At 66.4% G+C, this 14795-nt stretch carries 12 protein-coding genes; 5 read left to right on the top strand and 7 right to left on the bottom strand.

Going from position 1 to position 14795, the window contains the following annotated elements:
* Positions 1-462: 462 nt before the first annotated feature.
* The 5 genes from V3B46_RS17135 to V3B46_RS17115 all read right to left on the bottom strand — a co-directional run bounded on the left by V3B46_RS17135 (position 463) and on the right by V3B46_RS17115 (position 4968).
* Positions 463-1113, bottom strand: coding sequence for a response regulator (locus tag V3B46_RS17135; protein ID WP_005414428.1), 651 nt, complete (start codon positions 1111-1113; stop codon positions 463-465).
* Entirely contained in the window at positions 1082-1771 is a 690-nt protein-coding gene (locus tag V3B46_RS17130) for a hypothetical protein (protein ID WP_329892425.1), read from the bottom strand. Before V3B46_RS17130 ends, V3B46_RS17135 begins: the two co-directional genes overlap by 32 nt.
* A 71-nt stretch (positions 1772-1842) precedes the next feature.
* A complete protein-coding gene (locus tag V3B46_RS17125; protein ID WP_329892424.1) occupies positions 1843-2898 on the bottom strand; it encodes an ABC transporter substrate-binding protein in 1056 nt (351 codons plus the stop codon).
* Positions 2895-4286 (bottom strand): sensor histidine kinase, encoded by a 1392-nt coding sequence (locus V3B46_RS17120; protein ID WP_154264989.1) that lies wholly within the window; start codon positions 4284-4286, stop codon positions 2895-2897. Before V3B46_RS17120 ends, V3B46_RS17125 begins: the two co-directional genes overlap by 4 nt.
* A complete protein-coding gene (locus tag V3B46_RS17115; RefSeq protein WP_329892423.1) occupies positions 4279-4968 on the bottom strand; it encodes a response regulator transcription factor in 690 nt (229 codons plus the stop codon). Before V3B46_RS17115 ends, V3B46_RS17120 begins: the two co-directional genes overlap by 8 nt.
* 243 nt (positions 4969-5211) lie before the next feature.
* On the opposite strand from V3B46_RS17115, the gene V3B46_RS17110 reads away from it, so the two are divergent.
* From V3B46_RS17110 to V3B46_RS17090, 5 genes are all read left to right on the top strand, one after another.
* Complete coding sequence (locus tag V3B46_RS17110) at positions 5212-6351, top strand: OprO/OprP family phosphate-selective porin (protein WP_329892428.1); 1140 nt, start codon at positions 5212-5214, stop codon at positions 6349-6351.
* 75 nt (positions 6352-6426) lie between these two features.
* Positions 6427-7755: a CitMHS family transporter gene (locus V3B46_RS17105; RefSeq protein ID WP_125895106.1), complete on the top strand. Its 1329-nt coding sequence runs from the start codon at positions 6427-6429 to the stop codon at positions 7753-7755.
* Positions 7756-7779: 24 nt separating this feature from the next.
* Positions 7780-8520, top strand: a complete 741-nt coding sequence (phbB, locus tag V3B46_RS17100; protein ID WP_012481221.1) for an acetoacetyl-CoA reductase — start codon at positions 7780-7782, stop codon at positions 8518-8520.
* Between the two features lie 208 nt (positions 8521-8728).
* On the top strand, positions 8729-9253 hold the full coding sequence (locus V3B46_RS17095) for a hypothetical protein (RefSeq protein WP_329892422.1): 525 nt from the start codon (positions 8729-8731) through the stop codon (positions 9251-9253).
* 160 nt (positions 9254-9413) lie between these two features.
* Positions 9414-11714: a TonB-dependent receptor gene (locus V3B46_RS17090; RefSeq protein WP_154264380.1), complete on the top strand. Its 2301-nt coding sequence runs from the start codon at positions 9414-9416 to the stop codon at positions 11712-11714.
* Between the two features lie 515 nt (positions 11715-12229).
* Here the strand turns inward: V3B46_RS17090 and V3B46_RS17085 are convergent.
* Together V3B46_RS17085 and rsgA are read right to left on the bottom strand one after the other, a co-directional pair.
* On the bottom strand, positions 12230-13483 hold the full coding sequence (locus V3B46_RS17085) for a flavohemoglobin expression-modulating QEGLA motif protein (RefSeq protein ID WP_329892421.1): 1254 nt from the start codon (positions 13481-13483) through the stop codon (positions 12230-12232).
* A 134-nt stretch (positions 13484-13617) separates the two neighbouring features.
* Positions 13618-14727 (bottom strand): ribosome small subunit-dependent GTPase A, encoded by a 1110-nt coding sequence (gene rsgA, locus V3B46_RS17080; protein WP_032129866.1) that lies wholly within the window; start codon positions 14725-14727, stop codon positions 13618-13620.
* Between the last annotated feature and the right edge of the window lie 68 nt (positions 14728-14795).

The following is a 14795-nucleotide window of genomic DNA, read 5'->3' as shown; positions in this document are numbered from 1 at the left end:
GGGGGGGGCCGGGGGGGGGGGGGGGGGGGGGGGGGGGGGGGGGGGGGGGGGGCCGGGGGGCCCGCCCCCCCCCCCCGGGGGGGGGCGCGCCCCCCCCCCCCCCCCCCCCCCCCCCCCCGGCCTCTGACAGATTTCGGTGGCCTCCCACCCACGGAGAAGAAAAAGAAGATCAAAAGCGGATCGCGCGCTGCGCTTGCTCGTGTAAAGCCGAGCCCATGCTCGGCTTCGCGGACCGGCCAGGCTGCCTTTGCTTTTGATCTTCTTTTCTCTTCCGTGGATGGATGCGCACGGAACCTGTCCGTGGCCGGGCAGGTGGGCTGCGCAGGGGCGTGAGCCGCATGGATGCGGCGACCGAGCTTACATGGACGTACTTGCAGCGGCCCCTGCGCAGTCCACCTGCCCGGCCTCACCCATGACTGCTCTACGTGTCCACCCACGAGGGGCTGCACCGTTGGCTGGAAACTACAACCCGATGCCGGCGTCGCCTTCCGGCTCCAGTGCCTTCACCAGTACTGCCGCCTGCGTTCGGCTATGGCACTCGAGCTTCTTCAGGATCGCGGTGACATGCACCTTCACCGTGTTCTCGGCCAACCCCAGCGTATAGGCGATCTGCTTGTTGAGCAGGCCATCGGCCAGGCACAGCAGCACGCGGAACTGCTGCGGGGTCAGCTGGGCCAGGCGGCTGGCCAGCAGTGCGTCGGCCTCCGAGCGTTCGGCGGCCATCGCCGGGAACCACAGTCCCCCATCGAGCACCGCCTGCACCGCCTCGCCGATGGTCTCGGCCGGGGCCGACTTCGGAATGAAACCGGCCGCACCGAACTGCTGGGCACGGCGGATCACCCGCGGATGATCGTTGGACGAGAGGATCACCACCGGGATGTCCGGATGCGAGCCACGCACGTGCAGCAGCGCGGAAAAACCGTGTGCACCGGGCATGGTCAGGTCGAGCAGCACCAGGTCCACGTCCGGGTGCGCGTCGAGGGCTTCGGCCAATGCCTCGGCGCTGGCGACCTCGCGCACCTGCGCCAGCGGCAGGCTCTGCCGCAATGACTGCACCACCGCCGAACGCAGCAGCGGGTGGTCATCGGCGATCAGGATGGTGTATTCGCTCATGGGGCAAGTTTGGCATGTCGCCCACCAGCATGTCCTCTTCTTCCCTATCCGTGGACTTCTTCCTGAAAAGCAACCATTCGGCTCTGGCCTGCCAATGCAGCATCCGGCCCAGTGCAACGCCGTAGGCCAGCAGAATAAGTGCAATGAAGCACGTGAAGCCTATCGGCCCCACCAAGAAAGAGAGTAGTTCAGAGTGAGGGCCCGCCGGCCGATCCAGATCGATCCGTGCCTCATGAAAGCGCCGCATGTCCTGGAGATCGAGCAGCATCGCCGTGTAGGCCTTGCTTTCCATCACCGTCTGGTATCGATCACCTACAAGCAGATTTCGATGGTTGGAATACAGTACTTCCGCCAATCCGCAGTTGACCATGCTGTCACCCGACGCATCTTTTCGCGATTGGATGCACTGTCCAACGGCATCAATCGCCCGCTCGAGCTGCTGCGCCTTCAGCGATTTGAGATAGAGGGACAACCTTTCCTTGCTTTCCTGCTCGGACATTTGCAGCAGATAAGCAAACGTGCTCCATGTCATCAGCGCAAATGCAGCCCCGAGCAGCGTGATGAAAACCAGCCGTCTTAGTTGGTCGCGCACGGACCAGCGAATGACGCCATCAGCAACACTGCCCAACTGCCCTGCAATTACAGCGATCTCTTTCACTTCCACGCCCAACCCTCGATCAACGGTACTGAAGGCAGTATCGGCATGAAACGGGCTATCCGAAGTTGCGATCAGCGCCCCGCCGGCTCCACGCTGCTGCGCCAGGCATCGAGGAACTGGCGGCGCTTGAGTGCATCCAGGTACACCAGCAGGCCCGGGCCCAGCTGGATCGGACGCCGGCTGCGGCCGGGTGCATCGTCGCCACGTGCGCTGCCGGTGACGATCGGCATCAGCCGTGCCTCACGTGACAGCACCTGCTGGCCACGCGGCGACAACAGGTAGTCGAGGAAGCGCCGGGCTTCTTCCGGGTGTGGGCCGGTGCGTGGAATCACCGCGGTACGCAGTACCACCAGCGTGTAGTCCTCAGGCTCCACAATCGCCAGCGGAGCACCCGCGTCGATGCGCGCCTGCGCGTAAGAGCCGAGCACGTTGTAGACCAGCGACAGCTGTCCGCTGGCCACCTTGTCCAGCAGCACGCCGGTGCGCTCCTCGCGCACCACGTCGTTGTCGCCCAGCGCGCCCAGCAGCGCACCAGCGATGCTGCCACGCTGCGCATCCTGCGTTGACAGCAGGTAGCCGACGCTGCTGCGCTCGATGTCATAGGTGCCGACCCTGCCGTGCAGCGGTGCGCCTTCGGCGCGCAACCGGTCCAGCAGTTGCCGACGCGTGTGCGGCACGCTCGCAGCCGGCAGTGCGCGGGTGTTGTAGACCATCACCACCGGCTCGTAGCTGATGCCGAATGCCTCGCTGCGCCACTGCGCCCAGGCCGGCAGCGCGGCGGTCTGCGCGGAACGGTGCGGCAGCGCGTGACCATCGTTGACCAGCTTGGTCTGCAGGTCCATGCCACTGGAGATCAGCAGGTCCGGCGATGCCGGTCCGCCGCGGTCGTGCAGGTACCGCGCGTACAGGTCCTGGGTGATGATGTCCTCGTACACCACTTCAGTGCCCGGGTGCAGGCGCTGGTAGTCGGCGATGACCACAGCGAACACTTCGATGTCGGTGGTGCCGTGGATGCGCAGCTGTGCCATGGCGGCTCCCTGCGCAGGAAAACGGCGCACATCGCCCGGTGCGGCCAGCACCGGCAGGGCCAGCAGCAAGGCAACGGCAGCAGCGAACAGGCGGATCATGGACTGCTCCGGGGCAGGCGGATGGTGGCGATCAGCCCGCCCTGAGGACGATTGCTGAGGTCGATGCGGCCACCGTGGCTGTCGACCACACGCTTGACGATGGCCAGGCCCAGCCCGGCGCCACCGGACGGCGCGCCTTCGCCACGCGCGAAGCGCTCGAACACGCGTTCGGCATCGGCGGCGGCAATGCCGGCACCGTGGTCGGCGATGGTCAGCACCGCCTGCCCGCCTTCCACGGTCAATGCGATCTGCAACGGCCCATCACCACCGTACTTCAACGCGTTGTCGACCAGGTTCTTGATCGCCTCGCGCAGCAGCAGCGCATCGCCATGCACCTGTACCGGCTCGGCGGTCATCGCCAGCTGCACGCGCGGCGCCGGGCCGGCCTGCGGCAGCGCTTCATGCAGGGCCTGGTGCACGGTCTCGGCCAGATCCACTGCAGCAAAGCGCTGCAGATGCGAACGATGGATAACGCTGGCATCGCTGAGCAGCTGATTCAACAACCGGCTCATGTGGGTGGCGTTGCGCTCGATCGCCTGCAGGCTGCGCCGCATGTCTTCGGGATCGTCGTCATCCAGCGCCAGCTGTGCCTGCGCACGCAATGCCGCCAACGGCGTGCGCATCTGGTGCGCGGCCTCGGCCATGAACGCGCGCAGCGTCTCGTTGCTGCTGGACAGCCGTTCCATGAAGCGGTTCAACGCCGCCACCATCTGGTCCATCTCGCGCGGTACACGGGCATCCAGCGGCTTCAGGTCAGAGGGCTCGCGGCGTGACAGCTCGCGTTCCACCCGCACCAATGGCCGGAATGCGCGATGCACGCCAAACGCCACCAGCGCCAGCAGCAGGCCGGAAAGCACACCGATCGCCAGCAGTGCGCGGTTGACCATGTCCTGTGCGACCGCTTCACGCGCACGCCGGGTCTGGCCGACCTGCACCTGTACTTCCCCCTGCGCCGAGGCGGCGGCAAAACTGCGGCCGACCACCACGAAGCGCACGGTCTCGCCGCTGTAGGAGGCATCGAACAACTGCGGTTGCGTGCCGGGCCGGCGCGGCGGCGCCGGCAGGTCGCCATAGCCGGTGATCAGGTTGCCACGGCTGTCGGCGACCCGATAGAACACGCGGTCTTCCGGGGCCATCGCCAGCAGGTCCAGCGCCGCATAGGGCAGATCGACCTGCCATTGGCCATCGACCAGAGCCACCGAATCGGCAATGGACAACGCCGAGGACACCAACAGGTGGTCGTAGGAACGGTTGGCGGCGCGCTGACCATACCCGCGCGCCGCGAACAGCAGAGCCACCGCGAACACCGCCAGCAACGCGCCGAGGTAGAGCAGCAGCGTGCGCCGCAGCGAGCCCGGTGCGGCGTTCGCGGTACGCGTGTCAGCCATCGGCGTCGGCGCTGTCATCACTGGCTTCCAGCAGGTAGCCAACGCCGCGCACCGTGGTGATGCGCAGCGGTGCACCTGCCAGCTTCTTTCTCAGGCGCCCCACATACAGCTCGATGGCATTCGGGCCGGCTTCGTCATCGAAGCCGAACAGGCCGTTGCCGATTTCGTCCTTGCCGACCACTTGGCCGAGGCGGCCGACCAGGATCTCCAGCAGGCGGTACTCGCGGTTCGGCAGTTCGATCGGTTCGCCGCCGAGACTGACCCGGTGCGCCGCGTTGTCGAACTGGAATCCACCGATCTGCACGACTTCGCTGGCCTGGCCACGCGCGCGCCGCAGCAGCACGCGGCAGCGCGCTTCGAATTCGCGGAAATCGAACGGCTTGCCCAGGTAGTCGTCTGCACCGACGTCCAGTGCCTGCACGCGGTCTTCGATGCCATCGCGTGCGGTCAGCATCAGCACCGGCGTGCTGTCGCCGCGCTCGCGCATGCCGGCCAGCACGCGCAGGCCATCGAGCTTGGGCAGGCCGATATCCAGCACCACCAGGTCGAAACTCTGGTAGCGCAGCACGCTGGCGGCCGCCAGGCCATCGGCCTGCCAGTCCACGGCGTGCCCACTGCGGCGCATGCGGCGGATGATCGCATCGGCCAGATCCGGGTTGTCTTCGACCAGCAGCAGGCGCATGGGCACGGGGGTGGGAGGGGAAACGAATGCTACCGCATGCCGCTGCCGCGCTCGCCGGGCCCTGCCAGGAGGCAGCGGCGGGGCTGCTTTACGCTGCACCGCACAAACCGTTGACAGGACGATGACAGCTTGCCCGACCCAGACTGCGGCCGCGCACCGTCCGGTGCCCACGATTGCCGCGCGCCTGGCGCGCACCTGGGAGGGTTTGTGGAATTCACGTTTGCCTGGCGGCGTCCTGCCGCCATGATGGCGCTGGCTGCCCTGTCGGCGCCGGCCTTCGCTGCCGAAGACGACCGTCCGGTCACGGCCACCCTGGGTGGCCGCCTGCACCTGGACTTCGCCACCTTCGACAACGACAACCGCGGCACCCCGAACAAGGACGACACCGAAATCCGCCGCGCGTGGGTTGACGTGTCCGGCAAGTTCTTCGTGGTCGACTACAAGCTGGAGGCCGATTTCTCCGGCGACCGCGTCGAGGCCAAGGACGTATACCTGGCGCGCAGCTTCGGCAGGGCCGGCAAGCTGACCGTCGGCCAGTTCAAGCAGTACTTCTCGCTGGATGACCGCACCAGTTCCAACTACGGCAGCTTCCTGGAGCGCGGCAACGCCGGCACCACGCTGGCACCGCTGTACCGGCTGGGCGCGTCGTGGCAGGCCAATCCGGGTGACTTCACCTGGGCAGCCAGCATCTACAGCCTGGAAAGCATCGACGCCTGGCAGGTGAAGGGCCGTGCCGCCGGTGGCCGCGTCACCTGGGCACCCTCGCCCAGCGAGGGCGACGTGCTGCACCTGGGCCTGTCGCTGGCCCGTGAGGCCTACGACAACCCCGGCGCCAACGGCGTGCCTGGGCTGCGCATCCGCCCGCGCCCGGCCGGCCATCTGTCCGACGAGAGCCGCCTGACCCTGGTCGACTTCTCCGCGGGCCGCGATACCGATGTAAACAAGTGGTCGCTGGAATACGCGCAGGTGCGCGGCCCGCTGTCGTGGCAGGGCGAATTCAGTGGCGCCACCTTCGACGACGGCGCGCAGCGCGGTGACGTGATGGCCGCCTACGGCATGCTCAGCTGGTTCGTCACCGGCGAAAGCCGCGCCTACGACCGCAAGACCGGCCGCTTCGCGCGGGTGAAGGACATCCGCCACAAGGCCGGTGCCTTCGAAGTGGCGCTGCGCTACGACCAGATGTGGGGCGCACAGCACCTCGATGCTGCACCGGACCTGCGCCGCGGCAGCACCGAAGCGTGGACGCTGGGTGGCAACTGGTACCTGCGCGACAACCTGCGCTTCATGCTCAACGTGATCGAAAGCCGCAACCGCGACCGCCTCGCCGGGGTCACGGTGGACCGCACGCGCGCGGTCACTGGCCGCCTGCAGTACGACTTCTAAGCCCGACATTCCGGGCATTCCGCCCGGGCCCCTTCCACTCCCCCACGTCCTGTATTCGCAAGGAGTCCGCAGATGATGCTGAGCATCCTCGGCTTTGGCATGGTCATTACGTTCATGTACTTGATCATGAGCAAACGCCTGTCGCCGCTCGTCGCCCTGATCACCATCCCCATCCTGTTCGCGCTGATCGGCGGCTTCGGCGCCAACATCGACGAGATGATGCTGGAGGGCATCAAGAAGATCGCGCCGACCGGCGTGATGCTGATGTTCGCCATCCTCTATTTCGGGGTGATGATCGATGCCGGCCTGTTCGATCCGCTGGTGCGGGTGATCCTGCGCTTCGTGAAGGGCGATCCGATGAAGATCGTGCTCGGCACCGCGGTGCTGGCGATGCTGATCTCGCTCGACGGTGATGGCTCGACCACCTACATGATCACCGTCTCGGCGATGCTGCCGCTGTACCAGCGGCTGGGCATGAACGCGCTGAACATGACCTGCGTGACCATCCTCGCCGGCGGCGTGATGAACCTGACACCGTGGGGCGGCCCGACCGCCCGCGCGGCCACCGCGCTGCACGTTGACCCGGCCGATGTGTTCGTGCCGCTGATCCCGTCGATGGTGATCGCCTGTGCCGGCGTGCTGCTGCTGGCCTGGTACCTGGGCCTGAAGGAACGCCGTCGCCTCGGCGTGGTGACCCTGCCCAAGGGCGGCAGCTGGATGGACAACAGCGTGTCCGACGACAGCAACGCGCTGCCGACCGTGGAAGACGCCGAAGACATCAAGCGCCCGAAGCTGCTGTGGGTGAACCTGGCGCTGACCGTGGCGCTGATGACCGCGCTGATCATCGGCGTGCTGCCGATGCCGGTGCTGTTCATGGTCGGCTTCGCCATCGCCCTGGTGATCAACTACCCGAACCTGGCCGAACAGCGCCGCCGCGTGGTCAACCACGCCGGCAATGTGCTGTCGGTGGTGTCGCTGATCTTCGCCGCTGGCATCTTCACCGGCATCCTCAACAACACCGGCATGGTCGAAGCGATGTCGCACAGCTTCCTGGCGGTCATCCCGGAATCGTGGGGCCCGTACCTGGCGGTGATCACGGCGGTGGCGTCGATGCCGTTCACCTTCTTCATGTCCAACGACGCGTTCTACTTCGGCGTGCTGCCGATCCTGTCCGAAGCCGCCGGCAACTACGGCATCACCCCGGTGGAAATGGCGCGCGCCTCGCTGGCCGGCCAGCCGGTGCACCTGCTCAGCCCGCTGGTGCCGTCCACCTACCTGCTGGTCGGCCTGGCCAAGGTCGAGTTCGCCGACCACCAGAAGTTCACCCTGAAGTGGGCCATCGCCATCTCGATGCTGCTGATGGTCGGCAGCCTGCTGTTCGGCCTGTACCCGCTCGCTGCCTGACCCCTTACCAAGGAGCCTTCTGCAATGACGCTTCGAATCGCTTACGTCACCAGCGGCATGGGCAGTGTCGGTACTGCCATCTGCCAGAGCCTGGCCCGCAGCGGCCACACCGTGGTCGCCGGTTGCGCGCCGAATTCGCCGCGCAAGGCCAACTGGCTGCGCGAACAGCGCGAACAGGGTTTCGACTTCATCGCCTCCGAAGGCAACGCGACCGACTGGGCCTCGACCAGCGCCGCGTTCGCCAAGGTGCGCGCCGAAGTCGGAGAAGTGGACGTGCTGGTCAACAACTCCGGTGGCAGCCGCGACCTGCTGTTCCGGCAGATGACGGTGGAGGACTGGAACGCGGTGATCGCCTCCAACCTCAATTCGCTGTTCAACCTGACCAAGCAGGTGGTCGACGGCATGGCCACGCGTGGCTGGGGCCGCATCATCAACATCGGCTCGGTGAGTGCGCACAAGGGCCAGATCGGGCAGGTGAACTACGCAACGGCGAAGGCGGCGATGCACGGCTTCAGCCGAGCCCTGGCCGCGGAAGTAGCCTCGCGCGGGGTCACCGTCAATACGCTGTCGCCGGGCTACATCGCCAGCCAGGCCATCAGCAGCTTCCCGCCGGATGTGCTGGACCGGCTGGCCGCCTCGGTGCCCGTTCGCCGCCTCGGTCGCCCGGAAGAAGTGGCCGGCCTGTGCGCGTGGCTGGCCTCGGACGAAGCCTCGTACGTGACCGGCGCCGATTATCCGGTCAACGGTGGCCTGTACATGGGTTGAGCCCTTCTCCACGCAGCGCGTGGACCACCTCCCCCAACGGAGTGCGCGGGGCCGGTGAACCTTCGCTTGCGAGGGGGATCCGGCCCCTTTTTGCTTCTGCATTTCTGCGACGCACTGCCCGGTGCATCGGCAGAACCGGTGCTATACCTGCCAGCGCTTGCCGCGCCCAATGGACGAACGGCTGACATCGCGGATCAAGGAGGTTGGCATGCGTGCAATGCTGATTGCGCTTATTGCGGTCGCCCCCCCACCACTGGCGGCAACCCCACCCGCTGCCACTGCAGAAGAGGCGGATGCAACCTGGGAGCTTGTGGAACACTGGTCCTTGCAGCTGGCACGCTCTGACCTTGTCGCGCAGCTGTCGCCACTGGCTCCGGCCGGCTCACGTTCGGAAGCAGGAAGGGGGCAGGGCGACAGCGCCACCATCGATCTGGCGCCATTCGTGGTCGCTGGGAGGATCAGGGGGCCTTCTGGCCAGATCCACACCGACGCGTCGGGGCGAATCATCAAAGGCATTACGCTGTCGCTGGGCGGCGCCTGCATCTCGCGAAAGCAGATGGGTCGTCGCTACCCCGACTTCAACGTCCTTTCCGTTCCATCAGGACATAGCCTGGACGAGTCGACGGTGTTCGGCACGGTAATGAACGGTATCCAGATCGGATTCTCATTCTCCGAACATGATCGTGACTGCATGGACCAGCTCAAATTCAGCTGGCCCGGTGAGCGCTTCTGATTCCCACCCGCATACCGCCATGACGAACATGTTGCAGGACACGCACCACGGCCCTGCACCGTTCGTTGGTTTTTCGTAAAGAAGGTTTCATGTTCCGTTCGCATAGTGGCCATGCACCGCGCATGCATGCCGGTGACCACCCCCAATGCAACGGACCACCATGCAGACCCGACACCTGACGATCGCCGTGGCGATCGCGCTTTCCGCCGCCAGCGCCCATGCCGCTACCGTGGCCGATACCGGCGCCAATGCCAGCACCGATGCCGCACTGAGCGCGCAGACGCTGGATACCGTCTCCGTGATCGGCCAGGGCGAGACCCGCCAGGTGCAGCGCATCACCGCGGTCGACAAGCAGGTGCTGCCGCCGGGTACCAGCGGCCAGAAGATCCTCGACCGCCTGCCCGGCGTGTCGGTGCAGTCCAACGATGCCTTCGGTGCCAACGAAGAATCGCAGACGATCAGCCTGCGTGGCTTCGACAAGAGCCGCCTCGGCTACACGCTGGACGGCATCCCGCTGGGCGACAACAGCTACGGCAACTACAACGGCCTGAGCATCGCCCGCGCGATCATCGCCGAGAACCTGGCCGGCGCCGAACTGTCGCAGGGCATCGGTTCGCTGGGCGTGGCCTCGACCAGCAACCTGGGTGGCACCATCCAGTACTTCTCAATGGACCCGTCCACCGAGTTCGGCGGCCGCGCCAGCGTCACCGTCGGCGACGACAGCCAGCGCCGTGGCTACCTGCGCGTGGATACCGGCGACATCAACGGCTTCTCGGCCTACGTCTCCGGCGTGCACCAGGACCAGGACATGTGGGCCGCGCCGTACCAGAACCAGACCACCCGCCAGTTCAACGCCAAGGCAGTGTGGAACGTGGGCGACCATCGTTTCGGCGCGTTCGTGGCCACCTCGCGTGCCAGCCAGGCCAACTACGCCTACCTGTCCAAGGACATGCTGGCACGTGGCCTGGGCTATGACTGGAACATCTACGCGCCAGACTGGGATCGAGCGGTGGCTGCTGCGTACTGCGCGCCGGGCACGCTGGACCGCAGCAAGTGCAAGTTCAGCGGTGGCGTCACCAGCATCGACGACGCGTACTACCAGAGCCGTGCATTGCGTGACGACAACCTCTACTCGGTCGATGCAGACCTGCGCCTGGGTGAGCAGGGTCGCCTGAAGCTGCTGGCCTACCACCACGACAACCGTGGCCAGGGCCACTGGTGGGCACCGGGACAGCCGTCCTACCCGGGCACCGACAAGATGCTGCCGATCTCGATCCGCAGCACCAACTACACGATCAACCGCGATGGCCTGACCGCCGCGCTGTCGTGGACGGTAGGCATCCACGAACTGGAAGCCGGCCTGTGGTACGAGCAGAACGACCATAACGTCTCGCGCAACTTCTACTACATCAGCGGTCCGTTCCTGGACGACCTGTACCTGAAGAACCCGGACCGCCTGCTGTTCAACCAGGACTTCGACATCCGCACGCGCCAGTTCTACGTGCAGGACCGCATGCGCTTCCTGGACCAGCGCCTGACCGTGGATGTGGGCATCAAGAGCCCGAACACCCGCATGCGCGCCACCGCCAACCCCGGCGTGGAAACCAGCATCGCCTCGGGCACGCTGACCGCCAAGGAATCGGTGCTGCCGCAGGTGGGCGTAGGCTTCAAGCTCAACGCCAACAACGAGCTGTTCGCCTCCTACGCCGAGAACATCGCCGCCTTCGTGGGGGGTGGCAGCGGCGGCCCGCTGCAGGTGTCGCCGGAATCGTTCGCGGCCAGCGCCGGGCTGGAGCCGGAGAAGTCCAAGAGCCTGGAAGCCGGCTTCCGCACCTTCGGCGAGAAGTACCAGGCCTCGATCGCGGCCTACAGCGTCAAGTTCGACAACCGCCTGCTGTCGTTGAACCCGTGCTCGAGCATCGAAGTCGGCACGCGTCCGGAGTGCGTGACGCGCTTCATCAACGTCGGCTCGGTGAAGAGCCATGGCGCGGAGCTGACCTTCATCCTCAAGCCGATCGACGGCCTGCAGTGGTACAACGCGCTGTCCTGGAACAAAACCACCTACGAGGATGACTACCTGTCCGGTGGCGCGGTGGTGCCGGTGGCCGGCAAGATCACGGTGGATACGCCACAGCGCATGGCCTCCAGCGAGATCAGCTGGAACCGCGATGGCTTCTTCGCCAGCCTCCGTGCCAAGTACACCGGCAAGCGCTACTACACCTACACCAATGACCAGTCGGTGCCGGGCGTGACCACCTTCGACGCCGGTGCGGGTTACGACTTCGGCCCGGGCCTGGGCCTGCGCAACGTGCGGGTGTCGTTGAACGCGACCAATCTGACCAACAAGCGCTATGCGGGCCAGCTGAGTTCGTTCGCACCGACCGATCCGGAGGGCAAGCGCTATGCGATCCATGCAAGCGCGCCGCGGCAGTTGTTCATGACGGTGGCGGCGGAGTTCTAAGTCAGAAGCGGGCGCTGCGGCGCGTTGATTTTTCCTGCATGGCGTGGGTAGGCCGGCCCATGCAGGACACGCCGTAAACCCATCCATGGGGGCTCGATGGCGCCTTGCTCGCGTGCGCTGTCCTGCGCACACGGCAAGACCGGGGTTGAGCGTCCTGCCCAACCCGCCAGTCGCATGCGACTGGCCCATGGCGCCAACGGTCCTGCATGGGCCGGCCTACCCGCGCTCGACAATTCCCTGCGCCGGCGCGGAGGCAATGGAAAGCAAGAGCAAAAGCAAAAGCATAGAGCCGGGCATTGCCCGGCTCTTTGCTTTTCAAGCGCAATCCCTTCGGCGGACCTGCTACCGCGCCCGCGGGAACCTGTCTGGAGGAGGCGGGGCACCCTGGCCAGGACCGTTGGCGCCATGGATGGCGCCACCGAGCACCATGGATGGGCTTTTGCGTGTCCTGGCCAGGGTGCCCCGCCTCCTCCCCACCGATAGCAGGCAGGCGCTGGGGGGGCCGCCAACGCATTTCATTCCGGCGCCAGCTGGTCCATCCGTATCCGGTTGGCGAACAGCGAAAACGCCAGCATCCCGGCCAGGCCGTTCGCCCGGCTCACCCAGTGCGGCAGCCAGCGCGGCGGCTTCAGTACACCCGCTTCGAACAGCGGCGCGAACGCGATCGCATCGGTCAGGCTCATCTTGCCGGCGAACAACCAGCGGCACACCTGCAGGCGGTCCTCGGCCAGCATGTGGCGGAAGAAGGTGTGCACCGACACCAGGCCGCGCAGGTACACCGTGTCCTTGGTAAAGGCCAGGCCGCCACTCGGCGGTACCCCACGGAACACGCGTTGTGCCGAAGCGAAGCTCTCCTCGGCGTTCTGCCCGGCATCGCAGAAGTAACGGAACACCTCGATGAAGTCGGCACCTTCGCGCGCCATCGCAATCGCTTCGGTACGCAGGCTGATGCGCTTCAGGCGCTCGATGTCGATGCTGCCAGTGATCTGCTCGGCAAACGTCGCCAACCCTTCCTGGGTAGCGGTCACCCGTGGCGACGACAACGCCAGGCTGGGCAGCACTGGCTGTTCGCGGCCATTCAATGCGGTCAGCGAATGCACCAGCGCTTCGTGGTGGAACAGCTGCGCGCGGTCGTAGGCGCTGAAGCGCGCACTGGTGCGCAGGCGGATGCGGGTCGGGCCGGCGGCGGCCTTGGACACCAGCTCCGGGTCGAGCTGTACCTGGATGATGCGCGATTCGAAGAACGCGTCCAGATCGTTCTGCAGCTGCAGTTGCAGCGCGATGGCCGAGACCGGCACCTGTTCTTCCGGCGCCAGCAGTTCGTGGTCCAGTTCGGCGGCGATCTGGATGAAGTGGCGCGCCGCTTCGCGCGTGCTCGGGCCATTGCCCGGCAGCGGCTGCTCCGGTGCGCCGAACAGCTGCACCGAACAGGTATCGACTGCCGCAGTGCCCAACCCTTCCAGCAGCTGTGCGGCCAGGTCCCAGCTCTGTGCCGACTGCCGCACGTAGTGGCCCAGCGGATGGCTGTCGTCACAGTCGGCGGCGATCGCGGCCAGCGCGCGACGTTCTTCGCTGAAGTCCAGCTTCGGGTAGTCCACCTTCGGCAGTACCGGCTGGCCACGCGCCACGCTGTCCAGGAACGGTGCCTGCACCGTTGCCGGCCAGCTGGTCAGGCCCAGCAGGCGGATGCATCCCACGGCCTCGACCAGGCGCGCATCGAGCGCTGCATGGTGGGCCACGTCACGGTCCAGCGTCGCAGTCGGTTCCATGCGCGGACTATAGCGCCCTGCCCGCACGTTGGTAGGTGCCAACCTTGGTTGGCATCCGCCTAAGGCGGGCTTTGGAACCATTCGTGCCAACCAAGGTTGGCACCCACCAGGAACAGGTTTCCGGCACCGCGGGATCAGCGCCTACGCGGCTTGCCAGCCGGGCGGAACTGCTGGCCCTTGCCCTTCTTGCCGCCGCGTTCCTGCGCGGTTTCGGCTTGGCGGACCGCCAGCTTGGCGGCGGCGGCTGCCACTTCTTCCTTCAGCTTGAAGTAGTTCAGCAGCCGGCTCTCTTCGATCTCGCCGGCCTCGATCGCTGCACGCACGGCACAGCCCGGTTCCTGCTGGTGCTTGCAGTCGTTGAAACGGCACTGTGCGGCCAGCGCTTCGATATCAGCGAACCCACCCTCGGACAGGGTCTCTTCGCCGGTCGGCTTCAGCTCGCGCATGCCGGGGGTGTCGATCAGGCAGGCGCCGGTCGGCAGCGGCATCAGCGCGCGGTGCGTGGTGGTGTGGCGTCCGCGCGAATCGTTGGCGCGCACCGCGTTGGTCTTCATCCGCTGCTCGCCGAGCAGGGTGTTGGTCAGCGTGGACTTGCCGGCGCCGGAGGAACCGACCAGCACGACCGTGCGGCCGGGGCCCAGCCACGGTTGAAGCACCGCCACACTGTCGGCATCCAGGCCGTTGATCGCATGCAGCGCGATGCCCTGCATCTCCAGCTCTTCCAGCACCGCCAGCGCGTCCTCGCTGTACTCGGTCTGGTCGGCCTTGGTCAGCACCACTACCGGTTCGGCACCACCACCACCGACCAGCAGCAGGTAGCGTTCGATGCGGCGCGGATTGAAGTCGGCATCCAGGCCGCAGACGATGAACACCGTATCGATGTTGGCGGCGATCACCTGCTGGTGGTAATGCTCGCCGGCCGCACCGCGCTTGATCGCGGTACGCCGTGGCAGCAGGGCGACGATGCGGATGCCATCGAGCAGAACCCAGTCACCCACCGCTGGCCGTTCATGGCTGGGGAAGCGCGGGCGTTGCCATTCCGGCAGCGACTCGGCCTTGATCGACGCATCCGGGCCATCGGCCACCACGTAGTGGGTGCGGTGCTGTTCGATCACCCGTGCCGGGCGGGCCTGCGGATGTGCGGCCATCGCGGCCTGCCAGTCGGCCTGCTGCGCCGGGCCCGGCCAGGGCCAGCCAATGGTCTGCAGGGCGATGAAATCGGGGGTCTGGGTCATCGCCGCCATTCTACCTGTGCCGGCGCCTTGCCAGCCCAGCAATGACGGGCCCGGAGCCCTTGCCATGCATTGCAGCA

Origin of the sequence: Stenotrophomonas sp. SMYL11 (genome assembly GCF_036320005.1) — a bacterium.
In the GTDB taxonomy this organism is placed as follows: Bacteria; Pseudomonadota; Gammaproteobacteria; order Xanthomonadales; family Xanthomonadaceae; genus Stenotrophomonas; species Stenotrophomonas maltophilia_A.
The sequence above is the reverse complement of the archived record's forward strand: the minus strand, read 5'-3'. Positions and strand labels throughout refer to the sequence as shown.

What these genes read in the sequence shown, in the direction of transcription:
- V3B46_RS17090 (WP_154264380.1), top strand. Translation starts at nt 9,414, where the DNA reads ATGCAGACCCGACACCTGACGATCGCCGTGGCGATCGCGCTTTCCGCC.
- V3B46_RS17085 (WP_329892421.1), bottom strand. Translation starts at nt 13,483, where the DNA reads ATGGAACCGACTGCGACGCTGGACCGTGACGTGGCCCACCATGCAGCG.
- rsgA (WP_032129866.1), bottom strand. Translation starts at nt 14,727, where the DNA reads ATGGCGGCGATGACCCAGACCCCCGATTTCATCGCCCTGCAGACCATT.
- V3B46_RS17105 (WP_125895106.1), top strand. Translation starts at nt 6,427, where the DNA reads ATGCTGAGCATCCTCGGCTTTGGCATGGTCATTACGTTCATGTACTTG.
- V3B46_RS17120 (WP_154264989.1), bottom strand. Translation starts at nt 4,286, where the DNA reads ATGGCTGACACGCGTACCGCGAACGCCGCACCGGGCTCGCTGCGGCGC.
- V3B46_RS17115 (WP_329892423.1), bottom strand. Translation starts at nt 4,968, where the DNA reads ATGCGCCTGCTGCTGGTCGAAGACAACCCGGATCTGGCCGATGCGATC.
- V3B46_RS17135 (WP_005414428.1), bottom strand. Translation starts at nt 1,113, where the DNA reads ATGAGCGAATACACCATCCTGATCGCCGATGACCACCCGCTGCTGCGT.
- V3B46_RS17110 (WP_329892428.1), top strand. Translation starts at nt 5,212, where the DNA reads ATGATGGCGCTGGCTGCCCTGTCGGCGCCGGCCTTCGCTGCCGAAGAC.
- V3B46_RS17095 (WP_329892422.1), top strand. Translation starts at nt 8,729, where the DNA reads ATGCGTGCAATGCTGATTGCGCTTATTGCGGTCGCCCCCCCACCACTG.
- V3B46_RS17125 (WP_329892424.1), bottom strand. Translation starts at nt 2,898, where the DNA reads ATGATCCGCCTGTTCGCTGCTGCCGTTGCCTTGCTGCTGGCCCTGCCG.
- phbB (WP_012481221.1), top strand. Translation starts at nt 7,780, where the DNA reads ATGACGCTTCGAATCGCTTACGTCACCAGCGGCATGGGCAGTGTCGGT.